General features: G+C 38.7%; 21 protein-coding genes. All 21 read left to right on the forward strand.

Going from position 1 to position 20,412, the window contains the following annotated elements:
* The first annotated feature begins 120 nt into the window (after positions 1 to 120).
* Positions 121 to 672 (forward strand): ribonuclease M5, encoded by a 552-nt coding sequence (gene rnmV / locus FSZ17_RS00240; RefSeq protein WP_057776768.1) that lies wholly within the window; start codon positions 121 to 123, stop codon positions 670 to 672.
* A 1-nt stretch (position 673) separates the two neighbouring features.
* Entirely contained in the window at positions 674 to 1,552 is an 879-nt protein-coding gene (rsmA, locus tag FSZ17_RS00245) for a 16S rRNA (adenine(1518)-N(6)/adenine(1519)-N(6))-dimethyltransferase RsmA (RefSeq protein WP_057776769.1), read from the forward strand.
* 190 nt (positions 1,553 to 1,742) lie between these two features.
* On the forward strand, positions 1,743 to 2,612 hold the full coding sequence (gene yabG / locus FSZ17_RS00250) for a sporulation peptidase YabG (RefSeq protein WP_407643436.1): 870 nt from the start codon (positions 1,743 to 1,745) through the stop codon (positions 2,610 to 2,612).
* A gap of 227 nt (positions 2,613 to 2,839) precedes the next feature.
* Positions 2,840 to 3,103, forward strand: a complete 264-nt coding sequence (gene veg / locus FSZ17_RS00255; RefSeq protein ID WP_057776771.1) for a biofilm formation stimulator Veg — start codon at positions 2,840 to 2,842, stop codon at positions 3,101 to 3,103.
* Positions 3,104 to 3,513: 410 nt separating this feature from the next.
* Positions 3,514 to 3,669: a small, acid-soluble spore protein, alpha/beta type gene (locus FSZ17_RS00265; RefSeq protein ID WP_057776772.1), complete on the forward strand. Its 156-nt coding sequence runs from the start codon at positions 3,514 to 3,516 to the stop codon at positions 3,667 to 3,669.
* A 306-nt stretch (positions 3,670 to 3,975) separates the two neighbouring features.
* Positions 3,976 to 4,845 carry a 4-(cytidine 5'-diphospho)-2-C-methyl-D-erythritol kinase gene (ispE, locus tag FSZ17_RS00270; protein WP_057776773.1) on the forward strand — a complete coding sequence of 290 codons (870 nt, stop codon included), beginning with the start codon at positions 3,976 to 3,978 and terminating at the stop codon, positions 4,843 to 4,845.
* Between the two features lie 58 nt (positions 4,846 to 4,903).
* Positions 4,904 to 5,722, forward strand: coding sequence for a pur operon repressor (gene purR / locus FSZ17_RS00275; RefSeq protein WP_057776774.1), 819 nt, complete (start codon positions 4,904 to 4,906; stop codon positions 5,720 to 5,722).
* 23 nt (positions 5,723 to 5,745) lie between these two features.
* Entirely contained in the window at positions 5,746 to 6,120 is a 375-nt protein-coding gene (gene ridA / locus FSZ17_RS00280; protein ID WP_057776775.1) for a 2-iminobutanoate/2-iminopropanoate deaminase, read from the forward strand.
* Positions 6,121 to 6,457: 337 nt separating this feature from the next.
* The gene (spoVG, locus tag FSZ17_RS00285) at positions 6,458 to 6,748 is read left to right on the forward strand and encodes a septation regulator SpoVG (protein ID WP_057776776.1); all 291 of its coding nucleotides are present in this window, start codon (positions 6,458 to 6,460) and stop codon (positions 6,746 to 6,748) included.
* A gap of 243 nt (positions 6,749 to 6,991) precedes the next feature.
* The gene (gene glmU / locus FSZ17_RS00290) at positions 6,992 to 8,365 is read left to right on the forward strand and encodes a bifunctional UDP-N-acetylglucosamine diphosphorylase/glucosamine-1-phosphate N-acetyltransferase GlmU (protein ID WP_057776777.1); all 1,374 of its coding nucleotides are present in this window, start codon (positions 6,992 to 6,994) and stop codon (positions 8,363 to 8,365) included.
* Positions 8,366 to 8,382: 17 nt separating this feature from the next.
* Entirely contained in the window at positions 8,383 to 9,339 is a 957-nt protein-coding gene (locus FSZ17_RS00295) for a ribose-phosphate diphosphokinase (protein WP_057776778.1), read from the forward strand.
* Positions 9,340 to 9,426: 87 nt separating this feature from the next.
* Positions 9,427 to 10,062 carry a 50S ribosomal protein L25/general stress protein Ctc gene (locus tag FSZ17_RS00300; protein ID WP_057776779.1) on the forward strand — a complete coding sequence of 212 codons (636 nt, stop codon included), beginning with the start codon at positions 9,427 to 9,429 and terminating at the stop codon, positions 10,060 to 10,062.
* Positions 10,063 to 10,373: 311 nt separating this feature from the next.
* Positions 10,374 to 10,934 (forward strand): aminoacyl-tRNA hydrolase, encoded by a 561-nt coding sequence (pth, locus tag FSZ17_RS00305; protein WP_057776780.1) that lies wholly within the window; start codon positions 10,374 to 10,376, stop codon positions 10,932 to 10,934.
* 120 nt (positions 10,935 to 11,054) lie between these two features.
* Positions 11,055 to 11,285, forward strand: a complete 231-nt coding sequence (locus FSZ17_RS00310) for an anti-sigma-F factor Fin (protein WP_057776781.1) — start codon at positions 11,055 to 11,057, stop codon at positions 11,283 to 11,285.
* A gap of 104 nt (positions 11,286 to 11,389) precedes the next feature.
* On the forward strand, positions 11,390 to 14,923 hold the full coding sequence (gene mfd, locus FSZ17_RS00315) for a transcription-repair coupling factor (RefSeq protein WP_057776782.1): 3,534 nt from the start codon (positions 11,390 to 11,392) through the stop codon (positions 14,921 to 14,923).
* Positions 14,924 to 15,352: 429 nt separating this feature from the next.
* Complete coding sequence (gene spoVT / locus FSZ17_RS00320) at positions 15,353 to 15,889, forward strand: stage V sporulation protein T (RefSeq protein ID WP_057776783.1); 537 nt, start codon at positions 15,353 to 15,355, stop codon at positions 15,887 to 15,889.
* 145 nt (positions 15,890 to 16,034) lie between these two features.
* Complete coding sequence (locus tag FSZ17_RS00325; RefSeq protein WP_057776784.1) at positions 16,035 to 17,642, forward strand: putative polysaccharide biosynthesis protein; 1,608 nt, start codon at positions 16,035 to 16,037, stop codon at positions 17,640 to 17,642.
* Positions 17,643 to 17,650: 8 nt separating this feature from the next.
* A complete protein-coding gene (yabN, locus tag FSZ17_RS00330; RefSeq protein ID WP_057776785.1) occupies positions 17,651 to 19,129 on the forward strand; it encodes a bifunctional methyltransferase/pyrophosphohydrolase YabN in 1,479 nt (492 codons plus the stop codon).
* Positions 19,116 to 19,382, forward strand: a complete 267-nt coding sequence (locus FSZ17_RS00335; protein ID WP_057776786.1) for an RNA-binding S4 domain-containing protein — start codon at positions 19,116 to 19,118, stop codon at positions 19,380 to 19,382. Before yabN ends, FSZ17_RS00335 begins: the two co-directional genes overlap by 14 nt.
* 95 nt (positions 19,383 to 19,477) lie before the next feature.
* Positions 19,478 to 19,780 carry a sporulation protein YabP gene (gene yabP, locus FSZ17_RS00340; RefSeq protein WP_057776787.1) on the forward strand — a complete coding sequence of 101 codons (303 nt, stop codon included), beginning with the start codon at positions 19,478 to 19,480 and terminating at the stop codon, positions 19,778 to 19,780.
* Entirely contained in the window at positions 19,777 to 20,409 is a 633-nt protein-coding gene (gene yabQ / locus FSZ17_RS00345; RefSeq protein WP_057776788.1) for a spore cortex biosynthesis protein YabQ, read from the forward strand. The genes yabP and yabQ overlap by 4 nt, the downstream gene beginning before the upstream one ends.
* Positions 20,410 to 20,412: the final 3 nt, after the last annotated feature.

The raw sequence follows: 20,412 nt of genomic DNA on the forward strand, positions 1-20,412 counted from the left end.
CATCTATATAGACGAGTTACATTACAGAAATGTTTCAGGTTTTTATCAAATATTTTATTTATATTTTTAACTGAATTAAAAAGAATAACTTTTCTAACTTCCAAGCTCTAAGGGGGATATATGAAAATTAGAGAAATTATTGTAGTTGAAGGCAAGGATGATACGACTGCAATTAAAAATGCATTAGATGCAGATACAATTGAGACAAACGGTTCAGCCATTTACGAAGAAACGATAGAAAAAATAAAGCGCGCTCAAATGACGCGAGGTGTTATTGTTCTAACGGATCCAGATTATCCAGGTCAGAAAATACGCAATACGATTAAAGAAAAGGTACCTGGCTGCAAGCATGCATTCATTGAAAAGGTTGATGCTATTCATAAATACGGCAAAGGCGTCGGAGTCGAGCATGCATCCCCAGAAGTGATTCGCAAGGCCCTTAGCAATGCTCATATGATGCATGAAGAGATTGTTGAGACCATTACACAAGAGGATTTAATTGCGGCTGGTCTAATCGGCGGGTCTGGTGCAAGAGAGCGAAGAGAGAAGCTTGGAAAACTGCTTAAAATTGGCTTTACAAATGGAAAACAGCTTCATAAAAGCTTAATGATGTTTCAAATTAGTAAAGAAGAATTTGCTGCTGCCATCCAAGTGATACGTCAGGAGGAATAATATGCAAAAAGATATTGCTACCCCAGTAAGAACTCGTGCCATTCTAGAAAAGTATGGGTTCTCCTTTAAAAAAAGCTTAGGACAAAACTTTTTAATTGATACAAATATCCTCAAAAGGATTGTCGATCATGCGGAACTTACCGAAGAATCAGCCGCGATTGAAATTGGTCCAGGGATCGGCGCATTAACAGAGCAGCTGGCGAGACGAAGCAAAAAAGTAGTAGCATTTGAAATTGATCAGCGATTATTGCCAATTTTACAAGAAACTTTAGCGCCATACCCAAACACCACTGTTATTCATGAAGATGTATTAAAGGCTGATGTGCTGGGGATGGTTGAAAAGGAATTACAAGGAATTGACGATATTATGGTGGTGGCTAATCTGCCATACTACGTTACAACGCCGATAATTATGAAGCTGCTAGAGGAAAAGCTGCCTATTAGAGGGATCGTTTGTATGCTTCAAAAGGAAGTCGCTGATCGCATCTCTGCCAAGCCAGGGACGAAAGATTACGGATCCTTATCCATTGCCATTCAATATTATACTGAGGCTGAAACGGTTATGGTTGTTCCTAAAACGGTTTTTATTCCTCAACCGAATGTTGATTCGGCTGTTATCCGATTAACGAAGCGAAAGGAACCAGCAGTCTCAGTAAAAGATGAGCCATTCTTTTTCCAAGTAATAAGAGCAAGCTTTGCACAAAGGCGCAAAACTTTACTTAATAACTTGACTAGTCATCTGCCTGAAGGAAAGCAAAAGAAGGAAGTGATCCTGGCTGCCTTAGAGCAAGCAGAAATTGAACCAGGTAGAAGAGGGGAAACCTTATCCATAGAGGAATTTGCCCGTTTAAGTGAATCCCTATATCCAATCTTTAAATAAAGACCCGACATCACGGGTCTTTATTTCTATTTATCATGATTTCTCCTTTTTCACTTAATCACAATAGCGGCTTTTCAATCACATGTTTATTCTCTAATGCATAATTTATGAAGAATCATTTTTTTAGGGTGAAAAATCATAAATTTCATGTTTGGGCAAATTGGAGTGACAACTGTTGAGCATAAGCATTATGGATATTGTCGGGAGAGCTTCCTACCAATGTGATATTATGTTTCGTGTCATTGACATTCGGGAACAAGATGGGAGGAAATATGCCATTTTGTATGGAGAGGACATTCGGCTGATCGCTGATGCTCCACTCGAAGATTTAATTGCTATCAGTCCATCAACTAGAGAAAAGTTAGCAAATCAATTTCATTCGTTGGAGGAACAATCTTTAGAATTGTTTCGGCAGGATGTAGAGCTATTAAAGCAGAAACAGGAGTATGGGGCAACAGATGGTTATAGCAAAGCGTTTAACTATTTTCAAATACCTGGAAGGGTCCTTCATTTAGACGGAGACCCAACCTATTTGGAAAAATGCTTAGCGTTATATGAAAAAATAGGTGTTCCTGTAACAGGCATACATTGCAAGGAAAAGGAAATGCCACTTAAGATTGGCCATCTCCTTGATTACTATCGTCCAGATATTTTAGTAATAACCGGACATGATTCTTATTCAAAGGCCAAGGGTAAGAAGTCAGATTTAAATGCTTATCGGCATTCGAGACAATTTGTACAAACAGTTAATGAGGCGAGAAGGAAGGTTCCTCATTTAGATCAACTCGTTATTTTTGCAGGAGCATGCCAATCCCATTTTGAATCGATTATTCAGGCAGGCGCAAATTTTGCAAGTTCACCATATAGAGTGAATATCCATGCGTTAGATCCAGTTTATATCGTATCAAAAATTAGTTTCACACCATTTATGGAGCGAATTAATGTATGGGATGTATTAAGAAATACATTAACCGGGGAAAAAGGGATAGGAGGAATTGAAACAAAAGGAGTTCTAAGAACTGGAATGCCTTATAATAGTGAGCATAATAGTGAGTCTTAATGAAAAACCGTTCGTACTTTCAAACGGTTTTATTTTTTTGTGTCATAAACCTTTCGATTCCACGTACATATTTTACTATGATTATGGATAACCTAAAAATGTAGAAAATTAGAAGAAATTGTGGACGAAAATATGTTGACAATCTTTTTTAAAGACTGTTATAATTTATATTTTTATTTGACTCCACTGTGTCAGTGTGATATACTTAACATAGTGAGGTGGAACGAATGGCAAAAACATTATTGGATATCAAAAAGGCTCTTGATTCAAACCTTGGTAAAAGACTTTTACTCAAGGCGAATGGTGGACGAAGGAAGACGATTGAGCGTTCAGGTGTTTTAGCAGAAACGTACCCTTCTGTATTTGTTATTGAGTTAGATCAGGATGAAAATGCGTTTGAACGCGTATCTTACAGTTATGCTGATGTTCTAACTGAAACGGTTCAAATTACATTCTATGAAGATACAACAGGACGAGTTGCTTTAAATTAATATATTTTTTTTTGCTTGTTAGCGGCAAACAAATGTTTGCCGCTGTTTTCTTTTTATATGGCTGTGTTAAAGCTCAGTGTTGATACTGCTATTTTGTTGTTGATTGGAGCGGAGGGCACGAGACTCCTGCGGGAGAAGCGAGTCAAAGGGAGACCCCGCAGGAGCGATAGCGACGAGGAGGCTTCAGGACCGCCCGCGGAAAGCGAGTGCCTGCAGCGGAAATCAACAGAGAAGCTTAACATGGTCTTACATAAAAAGTGAATACCGAAGTTTCTGCTTTCAGGAAATTTCAAACAAAAGCTATAAACAAACCTATTCTTTAAAAAGCCCTAATGATTATACATTAAGTGTTTCATACTATTATTACCGCAGTGTGAAAGGAGATGTTAATCATAGGTAGAAGAAGGATAATGTCAGAAGGCTTTAAAGAGGAACTAGCAAAGGAGCTTGGTTTTTATGATGTTGTCCAAAAAGAAGGATGGGGCGGCATTAAAGCTAGGGACGCTGGTAATATGGTGAAACGCGCAGTTGAAATTGCACAGCAAAGCATGAAGAATTACCGATAAACCTCAAGAGACTTATCCGTTTTAAATGAATGAAGGATTTGTGATTAATAACGAAATGGACTCATTGCGGCATGCCGGGGCTTAAGCTCCGGCATTTTTGTGTATATATGCTAACATAGCCGAGACATAGAAAAACTTAGCGATTTGCCGAAAAATAGAATGGGTGTTAAGTTTTTTTGATTAAATTATGACAAATCGATAACTTTTATGAAAGAAAGTCAGATCAAAAGGTCTTACTTTTGCTGATTTGTGGTAAAATAGGACAAAAAATGGAGACGCCCGAATTTGGCAAAGTAGGTGGAAATGTTGAAGCTTTTGGTGAAGGCGCCGGCAAAGATCAATTTATCCTTGGATGTTTTACATAAACGTGAGGATGGTTATCATGAAGTTGAAATGATTATGACAACCATTGATTTAGCAGATCGCCTAGAATTAACATTATTAGAACAAGAAGAAATAAAAATTATTTCACATAACCGTTTTGTACCGGATGATCAGCGGAATCTGGCTTATCAGGCTGCGCTTCTTTTAAAAGAGCGGTTTCACGTAAAGAAAGGAGTAGCCATAACAATTGAGAAGACCATTCCAGTTGCTGCTGGCCTTGCAGGTGGAAGCAGTGATGCGGCTGCTGTATTAAGAGGGCTAAATAAACTATGGAATCTTGGATTAACGATAGATGAACTAGCGATTATTGGTGCAGAGATTGGTTCTGACGTCTCATTCTGTGTATACGGAGGGACGGCACTTGCGACAGGAAGAGGGGAGATTATTAAGGAGCTTCCTGCTGCACCGACCTGCTGGGTCATTTTAGCCAAGCCATTTATTGGTGTTTCAACAGCAGATGTCTATCGAAGACTTCAATTAAATGGTATCAATCATCCCCAGACGAGGGATATGATCAACGCCATAGAAGATGGTAATTATGATCAGGTTTGTAGGAATGTCGGAAATGTTCTTGAAGAGGTTACCTTTCATTTGCATCCTGAAGTTGCTCAAATTAAAGAGCAAATCAAAAGATTTGGAGCAGACGCTGTTCTAATGAGCGGCAGTGGGCCAACTGTTTTTGGACTTGTCCGTCACGACTCTAGAATGCAGCGGATTTATAATGGCTTGAGAGGCTTTTGTGATCAAGTTTTTGCGGTTAGAATGCTTGGTGAAAGACATAGGCTTGATTAAATCCGGATAATAATGATATATTAACGATAAAATATTCGGATTTACTGGGGGTCCTATGATGAAATTTCGTCGAAGTGAACGCTTAATTGACATGACGAATTATTTACTAGAGCATCCAAGACAATTAGTTTCTTTAACCTTTTTCTCAGAGAGATATAAATCAGCTAAATCATCTATTAGTGAGGATTTGGCAATTATTAAGGAAACCTTTGAACAGCGAGGGATCGGTACATTACAAACGGTGCCAGGTGCTGCAGGCGGGGTAAAATTTCAAATTAAAGTGACAGATGAAGAAGCAAAACCGTTTATAACAGAGCTATGTGAACAAATGGCCAGTCCTGATCGATTACTTCCCGGTGGGTATTTATTTATGACCGATATATTAGGGGATCCTTCTATCGTGAAACGCGTCGGCCGTTTATTTGCTTCAGCTTTTGCAGAAACGCAAATTGATGTAGTAATGACCGTAGCAACAAAAGGGATTTCCTTAGCTTATGCTGTTGCAAGTTATTTAAATGTTCCCGTTGTGATCGTCAGAAGAGATAGTAAAGTGACAGAGGGCTCGACCGTCAGCATTAACTATGTTTCCGGCTCAACGAAAAGAATTCAAACGATGCTTCTATCAAAAAGAAGTCTTGCTGAAGGGTCAAAGGTGCTAATCGTTGATGATTTCATGAAAGCGGGAGGAACGGTTAATGGAATGGTCAGCTTGCTTGAGGAGTTTAAAGCCCATGTTGCAGGAATTGCTGTTTTAGTAGAAGCTGAAAAGACAGAGGAACGTCTCGTCGATGAGTACCTCTCTCTTGTAAGACTTTCAGATGTGGATGAAAAAGAGAAGAAAATTAAGGTAAGTGAAGGGAATTATTTTAATAAATAATATACTTCTTAGGGGGAAATAAGTTGAAAACGGTACAAACGACAAAAGCACCAGCTGCAATAGGTCCTTATTCACAAGGGATCATAGTTAATAATCTTTTTTATAGCTCAGGTCAAATACCTTTGACTGCTGAAGGTGTAATGGTAGAAGGGGATGTAATGGCCCAGACACATCAAGTATTTAAAAATCTTCAAGCTGTCTTGGAGGAAGCTGGTGCATCTTTAGACACCGTTGTAAAGGCAACTGTATTTATTCAAAGCATGGAGGATTTCGCGATCATTAATGAGGTGTATGGCGAGTATTTTCATACACATAAGCCTGCACGTTCATGTGTAGAGGTAGCGCGTTTGCCGAAGGATGCCTTAGTGGAAATTGAAGTAGTTGCTCTTGTAAAATAAAAATATTGGTCATGATCAACAAGCTCGAGGAAAATCGGGCTTGTTTTTTTATTGCCAGGCAATACTAAACTCCCATGTTGATTTCCGCTTCAATCAACAAAAAATAGAATTATCAAAACCGAGCTTTTGTACAGTCTATTGCGAGAATTCAGGAAATGATATTTTTTATTTTTTTGTATATTTCTAATTAAGTCTAGTAATAATGAATGAGGGTTTACAGAACTTATTCTATTACCAAAAAAATTCTAAAAATTTTTTCCATTTTTAGAAGGAAAAATGGAAGTAATGTTGAATTATTATCTTAGGATTGTATCTTCTAGCAAAGGTGGTGAACAGAATGGAAGTAACTGACGTAAGATTACGCCGTGTTAATACAGATGGTCGTATGAGGGCTATTGCATCCATTACATTGGATCACGAATTCGTTGTTCACGATATTCGAGTCATTGATGGTAATAATGGTCTATTTGTAGCAATGCCTAGTAAACGCACTCCGGATGGAGAATTTAGAGATATCGCTCACCCTATTAACTCAGGGACAAGGAGCAAGATCCAGGAGGCTGTATTATCAGAATACCACCGACTAGGCGAATTAGAAGTTGAATTTGAAGAAGCCGGAGCTTCCTAAATAATAAACATCAAGGGCCTACTTCCTAAGTAAGGCTCTTTTTTAGCTAATAATACGAAAGGAATCTATTAGATTCTTTTTTTTCATTCATCATATTCAAACCCCTTTCTCCTACAATAAATCTCCAAATTTCAAAAAATTTCTGTATGTTAAATATATGTACTTTGTCATCATTCCTTGAAATAAGCGCGTTAATAAGATATATTTTAAAATGGATAAAAAGGTAATATTGGAGGCCTGTCAATGAATAATCGTTATGCAGTGATTTTAGCCGCGGGCCAAGGGACAAGAATGAAGTCTAAACTTTATAAAGTCCTTCATCCTGTGTGCGGGAAGCCGATGGTTCAACATGTAGTTGATCAAGTTTCACAGCTTAATATAGAGAAAATTGTTACGATCATTGGTCATGGGGCAGAGCTTGTTCGAGATCAGCTTGGTGATAAAATTGAGTATGCCCTACAGAAAGAACAGTTAGGTACTGCTCATGCTGTTATGCAGGCAAAAGAAATGCTTGATGGAAAAGAAGGCGTGACAATTGTTGTTTGTGGAGATACGCCACTTATTAAGCATGAAACAATGGAAGCGCTTTTTAAACATCACGAGGAAACGGCTGCTAAGGCAACAATTCTTACTGTATTTGCAGACAACCCTGCTGGCTATGGACGCATCGTTCGAAATGAAAGCGGACATGTAGGGAAAATAGTGGAACATAAGGACGCTACAGAAGACGAACGAAAGATTCAAGAAATTAATTCGGGAACTTATTGTTTCGATAATAAAGCATTATTCGAAGCATTAAACAAAGTTAGCAATGATAATGTTCAGGGCGAATACTATCTGCCTGACGTAATTGAAATTTTAAAGAATGAAGGGGCAACAATTTCAGCATATCAGACGGCTGAATTTGACGAGACACTTGGTATCAATGACCGTATCGCTCTTTCAGAAGCAGAAAGAATTATGAGAAAGAGAATCAATGAGCAGCATATGCGGAACGGGGTTACGATTATTGACCCATCCAATACGTATATCGGTGCAGAAGTTGAGATTGGAATGGACACAATCCTATATCCAGGAACAATGATTTCCGGAAAAACAACGATTGGCTCCAATTGCATCATTGGCCCTCAAAGTGAAATCTCTAATTGTATTATAGGGGATCAAACGGTCATCCGCCAATCGGCTGCCTTTGATAGTCAGATTGGATCAGATGTTCAGATTGGACCATTTGCGCATATTCGTCCTAAATCAGAAATTCACGGAAATGTGAAAATTGGAAACTTTGTTGAAGTGAAAAAATCTGTTTTCGGTGAAGGAAGCAAAGCCTCTCATCTTAGTTATATCGGAGATGCCGAAGTCGGCCGCGATGTAAATATTGGCTGCGGAACAATAACGGTAAATTATGATGGTAAAAATAAATTCTTAACAAAAATTGAGGATGGAGTTTTTGTTGGCTGTAATTCCAACCTTGTTGCTCCAGTAAAGGTTGGGAAAAATGCATATATTGCGGCTGGCTCAACTATTACAGAGGATGTTCCAGGGGAAGCACTTTCGATTGCAAGAGCACGTCAAGTGAACAAGGAAAATTACGTAGAAAAACTAAACAGAAAGAAATAAATCGATGGAGGCCCAAAATGTCTAACCAATATTTAGATCCAAATTTAAAAGTTTTTAGCCTAAACTCTAACCGTGAATTAGCTTCAGAAATTGCAAGCGTTATTGGCGTGGAGCTTGGGAAGTGTTCTGTTCAACGCTTTAGTGATGGAGAAATTACAATCAATATTGAAGAAAGTATCCGTGGATGCGATGTATACGTTATTCAATCAACTAGCTCTCCAGTGAATGAGCATTTAATGGAGCTTCTTATCATGATTGATGCTCTAAAGCGTGCTTCTGCGAAAACAATTAATATTGTTATGCCGTATTATGGCTATGCACGTCAGGATCGTAAGGCAAGATCACGTGAGCCAATTACAGCTAAGCTAGCGGCGAACTTACTAGAAACTGCAGGTGCAACGCGTGTCATTACTCTTGACTTGCATGCTCCTCAAATTCAAGGCTTCTTCGATATTCCAATTGACCATTTAATGGGCGTGCCGATCCTTGCAGATTACTTTAAAAGCAAAGCAATGGACGGAGATCTTGTTATCGTATCACCAGACCATGGCGGTGTAACAAGAGCAAGAAAAATGGCTGAACGTTTGAAGGCTCCAATTGCGATTATAGATAAGCGCCGTCCAAAGCCGAATGTGGCAGAAGTTATGAATATTGTTGGTAACATTGAAGGAAAAATTGCGATCTTAATAGATGACATCATCGATACGGCTGGAACGATTACATTAGCAGCAAATGCTCTTGTTGAACATGGGGCATCTGAAGTGTATGCATGCTGTACACACCCGGTATTATCAGGGCCTGCCATTGATAGAATTCAAAACTCCTCTATTAAAGAGTTAGTTGTAACAAATTCAATTGCTCTTCCAGAAGAGAAGAAAATAGAAAAAATTGTACACCTTTCAGTTGCGCCTTTAATCGGTGAAGCGATTATTCGTGTTCATGAGGAGCAATCAGTAAGTACACTTTTTGATTGATGATTAACTAAAGGGTTTAGACTTCCTCGTTTTAGGGCATTTTTTAAAGAGAGCCTTTTTAATAAAACGAGGAAGGGGATCTTTTTAATGACTTCAGTCCTACAAGCAAAGGAAAGAAAAGAATTCCGTGGATCTGTATTAACCCGTTTACGACAGGAAGGGAATATTCCTGCCGTCGTCTATGGGGCAAAAGTAGAAAGCAAGCCGATTTATTTCAGTGAGGCAGATTTTACGAAAATTGTTCGCAAGGTAGGTAGAAATGGCGTTATTTCATTGGATTTAGATGGTCAAAAACATAATGTTGTATTAAGTGATTATCAGGCAGATCCGATCAAAAATGAGATCATTCATGTTGACCTTCTTGCGGTAGATATGTCAAAGGAAATTACAGCGAATGTTCGTGTCGTCCTAATTGGGGATGCAGCAGGCGTAAAGGATGGCGGTGTAATGCAGCAGTCTTTACACGAAGTATCCATGACCGCTACACCTGATAACATTCCACAAACTGTAGAGGTCGATGTAACGAATATGCAAGTTAATGAGACAATGACGATAGCAGATGTAAAATCGAACCAAAGCTATGAAATCAATCATACTGAGGATGAAGTCATTGCTTCCATCCTTCCTCCAAAACAGGAAGTAGAAATTCATAGTGGTGAAAAACAGAACGAAGGTACACCTGAGAATGAAGAGGGAAGAGAAACGAAAGCAAGCGAAGAATAAAGAGGCTGATTAAAATTATGCCTTGCAAAAGTAAGGGTCTGGCTCGAAATGATTAGTCAGCCCCTTCTTTTTTAGATGGAATGAAGTATGACTTTTTTTAATTTGAGAAATGTCTAGCTCCAGCGCCTACCCCCGACGTACAGGATGTACTAGTGTCGGTAATGCGACAGGACGTCGCGTTTTTGTCGACCTCGAGGTCACAAGCCAATCCTCCCAGAAAGGTAAAGAACACCTTTCCGAGAGGCTCGTCTTGTGCTTGTCGGGGGTGAGCAAGGCGCTTCCGCATTTCAAATCGAATCGGGGGTGATAGTATGAAATTGATAGTGGGTTTGGGGAATCCTGGTAAACAGTATGAAAAAACAAGACATAATATCGGTTTTGAAGTGATTGACTCCCTTTCAAACAAATTTAACATCCCTCTTGATCAAGCGAAGTTCCAAGGAGTATATGGAGTTGGTCATGTACAGGGGGAAAAAGTATATTTATTAAAACCACTTACATATATGAATTTATCAGGAGAATCCATTATTGCTTTAATGGATTATTTTCAAATTGAAGATGATGAGCTCGTTGTGATTTACGATGATTTAGATCTGCCAGTTGGAAAAATCCGTCTGCGGCAAAAAGGGAGTGCTGGTGGTCATAATGGCATTAAGTCCACAATCGCTCACCTTGGTACACAAGAGTTTAACAGAATAAGAGTAGGCATAGATAGACCACCAGCTGGAATGAAGGTTCCAGACTATGTATTAGGACGATTTACGCAAGAAGAGCAAGAGCAAATGGGCGAGGTTATACAAAGATGTGCAGCGGCATGTGAAGCTTGGTTGTCTAAACCATTTTTGCAAATCATGAATGAATATAATCAGTAAAATCATATTTCACTATCTTTATCATAAGATAATATATCATTCTCTTTTATTTCTCATGAATAAGTTCCTTTTAAAGCGTTCATACTATAGGTATTAATGTTTTTATTAGGAGGAACGGGAATGGCCATTCATTATCATTGCCGTCATTGTGGTGTAAAGATTGGTACAATTGATGATACTGCAATCAATACAGAGCAATTGGGATTTCATTTGCTAAATCATGAAGAACGCCAAGAAATGATCACATACGATCAGACTGGCAACCTTCAAGTTAAGGCAATATGTGAAGATTGTCATGAAATGCTTCAACGAAATCCTGATTTTCATCAGAATGAATTTTTGATTCAATAACAGGCTTTGGACTGTCATCCAAAGCATTTTTCTATTTAAAAGATTAATCGAGTTTGAGAAATGTCTAGCTTAGGCGCTTGCGCTTTTCTAAGAGGAGGGTAGCCATGAAAGGGCTTAAACAGATAATAAGTCAGCAAGATGATCTCCAGTCCGTTTTGTCTGGTATTCGAGAAGGATTAAAGGAACAGCTTATATCAGGTTTATCGGGCTCCGTAAGAACATTTTTCTTAGCCTCTGTTTATGAACAGACAAGAAAGCCCATCTTGATCGTTACACACAATCTTCTGCAAGCACAGAAGCTGTATGATGATATTGTTCATTTAGTTGGGGAATCAGAAGTGTTTTTATATCCAGCGAATGAATTAATTGCTGCCGAAATTAGTATTGCAAGTCCAGAATTAAAGGCACAGCGAATTGAAGTATTAAATTATTGGAGCAAAAGCAGTAATGGGATCATGATTGCACCAGCGGCAGGCTTGAGAAAAATTCTTCCACCAGCAGCACTATGGAAAGAAAGCCAACTAACATTAAAAGTCGGCGATGAACTTCTGGAAGAACAGTTATTGATGTTCGTTCAAATGGGCTACTCACGGGTTGGTATGGTTTCATCTCCTGGGGAATTCAGTGTAAGAGGGGGGATTATTGATATTTACCCATTAACGGAAACAGATCCAATCCGAATTGAATTATTTGATACGGAAGTAGATTCGATCCGTTCTTTTTCACTGGAAGATCAGCGGTCTAAGGAGAAGCTATTGGAAGTGACGATTGGTCCGGCAACGGAATATCCTTTACAGCCGATGCATTTTAAAAAAATGATTGAAAAAATCGAAACGGGCCTAGGGACTAGCCTGAAAAAAATAAAAGATGATAAAGCAAAAACATTGCTTGCTCAAAATATTGGATACGAGCTTGAGCAATTAAAAATGGGCAGTAAACCAGATCAACTATTTAAATATCTTTCCTTAGCATATGAGGAAGAAAATAGTTTAGTAGACTATCTCCCGGAAAATGGACTCATTTTTGTTGATGAAGTCAGCCGTGTCCAAGAAATGAATGATTCATTAGAAAAGGAAGAGGCTGAATGGTACACAAGTCTATTAAGTGAGGGGCAAATCATTCATGATGTGAAAATATCACATAATTTACGTGGTTTTTTACAAAAAAAGAAACAGCCGCTCATTTATATGTCATTGTTTCTAAGGCATGTTCCAAATACAAATCCACAAAATCTTATAAATGTTTCCTGTAAGCAAATGCAGAATTTCCACGGTCAAATAAATGTTCTTAAAGCTGAGCTTGAACGCTGGAAAAAAGGAAGCTATACCGTTATTTTTCTTGGCTCTGATCAAGAAAGGGTTAAGAAGCTTACAAGAGTTTTAGAAGATTATGAAATTGAAGCAACGTTTATAGCAGAGGATCAGGACCTCCTTCTTAAAAAAGTTCAAATTATAGAAGGTAGTTTACAAACGGGGTTTGAGCTTCCAAGCCAAAGGCTTGCTGTTATCACAGAAGAAGAGCTTTTTAATAAAAAAACGAAAAAGCAGCCACGCCGGCAGAAGCTTTCCAACGCGGAGCGGATCAAAAGTTATTCTGAACTTAAGGTTGGCGATTATGTTGTCCATGTTAATCATGGGATTGGGAAATATTTAGGAATAGAAACGCTTGTGATTAACGGGGTTCATAAGGATTACCTGCATATTCGATATCAGGGCAGTGATAAACTCTATGTACCTGTCGAGCAGATTGATCTTGTCCAAAAATATGTAGGGTCTGAAGCAAAGGAACCGAAAATATATAAATTAGGCGGCAATGACTGGAAAAGAGTTAAAAAGAAGGTAGAATCCTCTGTACAGGATATTGCGGATGATTTAATTAAGCTTTATGCAGAGCGAGAAGCTTCGAAAGGACATGCTTATAGTCCAGACGGAGAGATGCAGCGCGAATTTGAAGCGGCTTTTGCCTATCAAGAAACAGATGATCAGCTGCGTTCAATCCATGAGATTAAAAAAGATATGGAACGAGAGCGTCCGATGGATCGTCTGCTATGTGGAGATGTTGGATATGGAAAAACAGAAGTCGCTATTCGAGCTGCATTTAAAGCAGTAGCAGATGGCAAGCAGGTAGCATTTCTTGTTCCAACAACAATCTTAGCACAGCAACATTATGAAACAATGAGAGAGCGGTTTCAAGATTATCCGATTGAGCTCGGCCTTATGAGTCGATTTAGATCAAGGAAACAACAGACTGAAACGATAAAAGGTTTAAAGGCGGGCACAATTGATGTTGTGGTCGGCACTCATCGGATTTTATCCAAAGATATTTCCTACAGAGATTTAGGGCTTCTGATTGTAGATGAGGAGCAGCGATTCGGGGTTACGCATAAAGAAAAAATTAAACAGCTGAAAACGAACGTCGATGTGCTGACGTTAACAGCCACACCAATCCCAAGAACTCTTCATATGTCCATGCTTGGTGTTCGTGATTTATCTGTCATTGAAACACCTCCTGAAAATCGTTTTCCTATTCAAACGTATGTCATGGAGTATAATGGCGGCATCGTAAGGGAAGCCATCGAAAGGGAGCTTGCGCGTGATGGCCAAGTATATTTCCTTTATAACAGAGTAGAGGATATTGAGCGAAAAGCAGAGGAAATCTCCATACTAGTTCCTGACGCCAGAGTGACATATGCTCACGGACAAATGTCTGAAAATGAATTGGAGTCCGTTATGCTAAGCTTCCTTGCGGGCGAATTTGATGTTCTTGTTAGTACGACGATCATTGAGACAGGTGTTGACATTCCAAATGTGAATACACTCATTGTCCATGATGCTGATAAAATGGGTCTTTCCCAGCTTTATCAATTAAGGGGAAGGGTTGGGCGCTCGAATCGGGTAGCGTATGCTTATTTCACATATAGAAAAGATAAAGTACTGACAGAAGTGGCGGAAAAGCGTCTTCAAGCGATAAAGGAATTTACAGAGCTCGGTTCTGGATTTAAAATTGCCATGCGAGATTTGTCTATTCGAGGCGCTGGAAACTTGCTAGGTGCTGAACAGCATGGCTTTATTGACTCAGTAGGCTTTGATTTATACTCTCAAATGCTTAAAGAAGCCATTGAGGATAGAAAAGGCAATATGGAGACACGAGAGAAGCAGAGATTAGAAATCGATCTTGAGCTGGATGCCTATATTCCTGATTCCTATATTTCAGATGGACATCAAAAAATTGAAATGTACAAACGCTTTAGGGGAGCTTCATCATTAGAGGATATTGAAGAGCTGAATGAAGAAATGATCGATCGTTTTGGAGAATATCCTGTTGAGGTATCCTATTTGTTCCAAGTGGCAGAAATGAAGGTCCATGGCGAGCTTTCGGGAATAGAAATCATTAAACAGACAAAAAATGAAGTATTGATTATGTTATCCGAAAAGGCTAGCGAACAAATTGATGGCCAAAAAATCTTCCAAATCACTAGTAAATTTGGCAGGACGGTTGGTCTTGGAATGGAAGGGAAAAAACTAAAGGCTGTCCTCTATATTAAAGGTATGAAATCCAATGAATGGTTAAATATAGCTTTTGAAGTGGTCCGAGGCTTTAATCAATCAAGGAAAGAGCAGCAAGGGCAAGCAATATAAGAGGATTATAAAGCATGTCGAAAAGGCATAATTTTTAAGTTTATCGCAGATTAACGGGCAGTAAGACCCCCACTTCAAGGATTCGCGTATGCAAAGAAGAGTAAGTGGGGGATCAACTGACCGTAAATGCCCGATTGGTTCAACTAACCATCAGTGGGGGATGAAGAAAAACCCCCACTGACGGAAGTTTCACTTTATTCATTCATGCTTTAGGATAAGTCAGAAAAAAGACTCGATAGAATAATTATCCAATTTTGGTACTCATTATATACGCAAGAAAAAATATTTGAGCGTGTATAGAACTTTCCAGATGAAAGATACTAAGTTCAAACATGGCGGTGTATTCATTTTCTCCCAAATATGGATCATAGCCAATGAGAAAAACTTTTAAGGTAAAAAAATCATCAGATGAAAGTGAGGCAACATTGGATGAAGGCAACTGGTATTGTTCGTCGAATCGATGATTTAGGGCGAGTGGTGATTCCTAAGGAAATCCGCAGAACATTGCGTATTCGTGAAGGAGATCCACTGGAGATTTTTGTGGATCGTGATGGAGAAGTCATTTTGAAGAAGTACTCACCAATTAGTGAATTAAGCGATTTTGCAAGAGAATATGCTGAAGCATTGTATGACAGCTTAGGAAATCCAGTCTTAATTTGTGACAGGGATACATACATTGCTGTTGCAGGTGGTTCTAAAAAGGATTATTTAAACAAAAGCATTAGTGAATTAATTGAAAAAACAATGGAGGACCGCAGTTCTGTTCTCATGAATCAGCCGGGAGATATTTCCCTCGTTGATGGGAATACAGAGTCCGTTTCTTCATACACAGTTGGTCCAATTATTGCAAATGGGGACCCGATTGGTGCAGTCATTATTTATGCAAAAGAGGATTCATTAGGAGAAGTTGAACAGAAGGCTGTTGAAACAGCTGCAGGCTTCTTGGCAAGGCAAATGGAATCATAAGGTAAAACTTTCATGAGTGGGCTCCCATAAGCTTTGGGAGCCCACTTGTTATTTGCGCTTTTCCTAAATAAAATTAGCTTTTTCGATAAATTCATTGTCACCATGCTATAATACTTTCGAGCTCAAGTTTGGAAGGAGATGGGCGATGAGGCCCGAGAATCATGCAAAAGATTTATTTAAAGGAGCTTTCATTTTAACAATTGCTGCCCTTATAACAAAAATACTAAGTGCGGTTTATCGAGTACCGTTTCAAAATATTGTAGGGGATGTTGGTCTTTATATTTATCAGCAGGTGTATCCTTTTTACGGAGTTGCATTGACATTATCTACATATGGATTTCCTGTTATCATATCTAAGCTATATGCAGAAGAGGCAAATAAGAAAGAAAAGTCTGGTATACAGCATTTATTTATTACAGCTGCTTTTATTTTATTTATGATAGGCTTTCTTGGCTTTGCAGCTCTTTATTGGGGTGCTGACATATTAGCAGCACAGATGAATGATCCACAGCTTGCTATTTTGCTGAAGGTAATCTCTATCACCTTTTTGATCTTTCCAATTGTCTCGTTGCTTAGGGGGTATTACCAAGGAAAAGGATACATGGTTCCTACGGCTGTTTCACAGGTAGGCGAGCAGCTAATAAGAGTGTTAACGATATTTTTGGCGGCTTTTTTGCTTATGGATCAAGGATATAGTCTATATATCGTTGCTGGAGGAGCTGCTTTTGGCTCTGTTACAGGGGGAATTGTCTCGATTCTTATTCTAGTTACCTTTTTTTGGTTCAGAAAAGGGAAAATTCATTCATCAATCGTAAAAATTGATTTTAAAAAAAGCAGAAAGATCGCTAGTATCCTTTTGCTACAGGGCCTAGCTGTTTGTGTAAGCAGCATGCTCCTTGTTTTCATGCAGATGGCTGATTCATTCAATCTGTATTCCTTGCTTATTTCCTCCGGTATGAAGGATCTAGATGCGAAAGAGCTGAAAGGAATTTATGACAGAGGGCAGCCATTAATTCAAGTAGGGATGGTTGTTGCGACATCTATGTCTTTATCATTAGTTCCAATCATAACGAGTGAGAAGCTGAAGGCAAGCCTTGACATGATGCATGAAAAAATCCGCCTTGCACTCAAAATAGGATTGTTTGTAGGGGTTGCTGCGACAGTTGGTTTGTGGAATATTATTACCCCTACGAACATTATGCTTTTTGAAAATAGCAATGGTTCTGATGTATTGGGTGTTTTGAGCATCATTATTTTATTAAGCACGATGATTATGACCATAACGGCCATTTTACAAGGTTTAGGAATAACCCTATTTCCCGCCTTTGTCATTCTTTGTGGCTTCGGGGTGAAATATGTCATGAATATGTTCCTCGTTCCGCAGTATCATACAATGGGAGCTGCAATGGCATCTTGTATTACTTTAAGCTTGATTATGGTTATATTGTTTTTCAAGCTTCGCAGTCATTTGAATACTCCCATTTTGAATGGGCGATTTTTGATTGTGATTAGTTTTGCTGCTTTTGTCATGTTCATTGTCCTGCAGGTTTATTTATATTTGACAGGATTCATACATCATTTTGGCCACGATCGTTTATTCGCAGGTTTTCAGGCGCTTAGTGCCGTTTTAGTTGGAGGTATTAGTTATCTATGGATCGTGTTAAAAGGAAATACCTTCAAAGAGGAGGAGCTTTCCATGCTGCCTTTTGGAAACAAGCTTATGATTTTGCTGCCTAAAAAGACTAGGAGATGAAAACGGAAATGTCAAAAATTACAATATTAGGGTTGGGAGCAGGAGACATTGACCAGCTTCCGCTTGGAGTATATCGATCTTTAAAAAGTGCCTCTCCCCTGTTTTTACGAACAAAGGAACACCCTGTTGTGATGGAGTTAGAAAAGGAAGGATTAGCATTCACTTCATTTGACAGTATTTACGAAAAGCATGAGCAATTTCACGATGTCTATGAAGAGATATGCAGTTATATATTAGAGGTCGCTGTCAAAGAAGATGTTACCTATGCAGTCCCTGGCCATCCGCTCGTTGCTGAACGCACTGTTCAGCTATTGCTAGAGCGAGCGGAAGAGAGTGGAGTAACCATTGAGATTGGCGGAGGACAAAGCTTCCTCGATGCTTTATTCCAAGCGTTAAAAATTGATCCGATTGAGGGCTTTCAGCTTCTTGACGGAACGAGTTTGAAAAAGGATGAAATGGAAGTTAAGCATCATACCATTATTGGACAGGTGTATGATCAGTTTGTTGCTTCAGAAGTGAAGCTTATCCTAATGGAAATCCTTCCATATGATTATATGGTGTATATTGTGACTGCTGCAGGGAGCAAAGAGGAGCAAATTCGAAAGGTTCCGCTATATGAACTTGATCGTGATATGGAGATTAATAATCTAACCTCGGTCTATGTCCCCCCTGTGACGGATGAAACCATTTTATTCAAAAAATTTAACAAGCTCCGTGAAATCATAGCTGAGCTGCGTGGGCCGAATGGGTGTCCATGGGATAAAAAGCAAACACATGAATCGTTAAAGAAATATTTAATTGAAGAAGCCTATGAATTAATTGAAGCGATTAATGAAGAGGATATTGACCATATGATTGAAGAGCTTGGTGATGTTCTTCTGCAGGTACTGCTTCATGCGCAAATTGGGGAAGATGACGGTTTCTTTTCTATTGAAGATGTCATAGAAGGGATTTCTGAAAAGATGGTACGCCGCCACCCACATGTATTTGGTGATAAAACAGCAGAAACAGAAGAGGATGTATTAAAAAATTGGCAGGATATTAAGAATGAAGAGAAGGGCTCCATAGAAGAGCAGTCCCTCCTTGATGGAATTGGAAGGTCCCTTCCCAACTTAATGGCTGCAGTTGAAATTCAAAAGAAAGCGGCAAAAGTTGGCTTTGATTGGAAGGAAGTCGGGCCTGCTTGGGCGAAGGTTAAAGAAGAAATCCGTGAATTTGAAATTGAAGTAGAGAAGGAAAGCGGCAATAAGATTCATGAGTTTGGTGATATCCTATTTGCATTTGTGAACATTGCCCGTTTTTATAAGATTGATCCTGAGGAAGCGTTATTTCTTACAAATCAAAAGTTCAAGCGCCGTTTCTCTTTTGTTGAAAAAAAGGTTAAAGAGAGCGGGAAAGATTTTTCTGACTTCCAATTGGAGCAATTAGACGAATTTTGGGAGGAAGCAAAGAAAATGGAGAGGAGAATGAATGATGAGATTAGATAAATTTTTGAAAGTATCGCGATTAATAAAAAGACGGACGCTTGCAAAAGAGGTTTCGGATCAAGGGCGAATTTTAGTAAATGGTCTGCAGGCGAAAGCAAGCACAACGGTTAAAGTCGGAGATGAGTTAGTCATTCGCTTCGGACAGAAGCTAGTAACGGTAAAAATTGATCGATTACAAGAGACAACAAGGAAAGAAGAAGCAGCTGAAATGTATACGGTTGTTAAAGAAGAAAAGGCTGAAGCAGAAGCTTAATTGCTATGCCTGATTTCTGAAAGTTCTATTTCACCCTCTCCTTTCATACACATGTACAAAAAGCTTGTACTTTTGTGATTGTGAGGAGATGTAGGATGAGTCAATATTATGAGCAAAATCCAACGAAATCGAATGTCCAAGAGCATGATGTAATTATGCGTGGGAGAAGGCTTTTAGACATTACAGGCGTTAAACAAGTTGAGAGTTTTGATAATGAAGAGTTTCTATTAGATACCGTTATGGGCTTTCTTGCGATTAAAGGTCAAAATTTGCAGATGAAGAACTTGGATGTTGATAAGGGAGTCGTCTCTATTAAAGGAAAAATATTTGATCTCGTTTATATTGATGATCAGCATGGAGAAAAAGCTAAAGGCTTCTTTAGCAAATTATTCCGATGACACTAAATATACAATTTATGACCATGCTGGCCATGATCGGCATGGGAATTGTCTTTGGTGCTTCCTTAGATACGTACAACCGTTTTTTAAAGCGCACAAAGCGAAAAAGTTGGCTTGTTTTTATTAATGATATCCTTTTTTGGATTGTACAAGGGTTAGCTATTTTCTATATACTATTTATTGTTAATCGTGGAGAATTAAGGTTTTATATATTTGTCGCCTTATTATGCGGATTTGCAGCCTATCAAAGTTTATTTAGAAGATTATATGTTCGTCTGCTGGAGATTGTCATCTCGATGATAATCTCTATTTATCGCTTTTTACTTAAATTATTCCATTACGTAATTTATAGACCGGTAAGAGGTCTAATTTTTGCTGTCATTTCGATTCTTCTCTTTTTAGGTAAGGGCCTTTTAGCGCTGCTAAACATCATCTACAAGCTAATATTGTTCCTATTAAAGGTGATTTTTCTGCCATTCAAATGGATTTTTCTACTTTTGTGGAAACTTTTGCCGAAAAATCTTAAAAAATCAGTCGAGAAGATATATAATAGAGTGGCAGGAATTTTAAGAGTAATGAAGAATTATTGTATGAATTGGATATCGAGATTGAAAAAACATAAAAAGTGAGGA

The sequence above is a fragment of the Cytobacillus dafuensis genome, from assembly GCF_007995155.1.
Classification (GTDB): domain Bacteria; phylum Bacillota; class Bacilli; order Bacillales; family Cytobacillaceae; genus Cytobacillus; species Cytobacillus dafuensis.

What these genes read in the sequence shown, in the direction of transcription:
- FSZ17_RS00325 (WP_057776784.1), top strand. Translation starts at nt 16,035, where the DNA reads ATGAGGCCCGAGAATCATGCAAAAGATTTATTTAAAGGAGCTTTCATT.
- yabG (WP_407643436.1), top strand. Translation starts at nt 1,743, where the DNA reads ATGGATATTGTCGGGAGAGCTTCCTACCAATGTGATATTATGTTTCGT.
- glmU (WP_057776777.1), top strand. Translation starts at nt 6,992, where the DNA reads ATGAATAATCGTTATGCAGTGATTTTAGCCGCGGGCCAAGGGACAAGA.
- pth (WP_057776780.1), top strand. Translation starts at nt 10,374, where the DNA reads ATGAAATTGATAGTGGGTTTGGGGAATCCTGGTAAACAGTATGAAAAA.
- yabN (WP_057776785.1), top strand. Translation starts at nt 17,651, where the DNA reads ATGTCAAAAATTACAATATTAGGGTTGGGAGCAGGAGACATTGACCAG.
- FSZ17_RS00335 (WP_057776786.1), top strand. Translation starts at nt 19,116, where the DNA reads ATGAGATTAGATAAATTTTTGAAAGTATCGCGATTAATAAAAAGACGG.
- mfd (WP_057776782.1), top strand. Translation starts at nt 11,390, where the DNA reads ATGAAAGGGCTTAAACAGATAATAAGTCAGCAAGATGATCTCCAGTCC.
- veg (WP_057776771.1), top strand. Translation starts at nt 2,840, where the DNA reads ATGGCAAAAACATTATTGGATATCAAAAAGGCTCTTGATTCAAACCTT.
- rnmV (WP_057776768.1), top strand. Translation starts at nt 121, where the DNA reads ATGAAAATTAGAGAAATTATTGTAGTTGAAGGCAAGGATGATACGACT.
- FSZ17_RS00310 (WP_057776781.1), top strand. Translation starts at nt 11,055, where the DNA reads ATGGCCATTCATTATCATTGCCGTCATTGTGGTGTAAAGATTGGTACA.
- yabQ (WP_057776788.1), top strand. Translation starts at nt 19,777, where the DNA reads ATGACACTAAATATACAATTTATGACCATGCTGGCCATGATCGGCATG.
- FSZ17_RS00265 (WP_057776772.1), top strand. Translation starts at nt 3,514, where the DNA reads ATGTCAGAAGGCTTTAAAGAGGAACTAGCAAAGGAGCTTGGTTTTTAT.
- yabP (WP_057776787.1), top strand. Translation starts at nt 19,478, where the DNA reads ATGAGTCAATATTATGAGCAAAATCCAACGAAATCGAATGTCCAAGAG.
- spoVT (WP_057776783.1), top strand. Translation starts at nt 15,353, where the DNA reads ATGAAGGCAACTGGTATTGTTCGTCGAATCGATGATTTAGGGCGAGTG.
- spoVG (WP_057776776.1), top strand. Translation starts at nt 6,458, where the DNA reads ATGGAAGTAACTGACGTAAGATTACGCCGTGTTAATACAGATGGTCGT.
- purR (WP_057776774.1), top strand. Translation starts at nt 4,904, where the DNA reads ATGAAATTTCGTCGAAGTGAACGCTTAATTGACATGACGAATTATTTA.
- FSZ17_RS00300 (WP_057776779.1), top strand. Translation starts at nt 9,427, where the DNA reads ATGACTTCAGTCCTACAAGCAAAGGAAAGAAAAGAATTCCGTGGATCT.
- FSZ17_RS00295 (WP_057776778.1), top strand. Translation starts at nt 8,383, where the DNA reads ATGTCTAACCAATATTTAGATCCAAATTTAAAAGTTTTTAGCCTAAAC.
- rsmA (WP_057776769.1), top strand. Translation starts at nt 674, where the DNA reads ATGCAAAAAGATATTGCTACCCCAGTAAGAACTCGTGCCATTCTAGAA.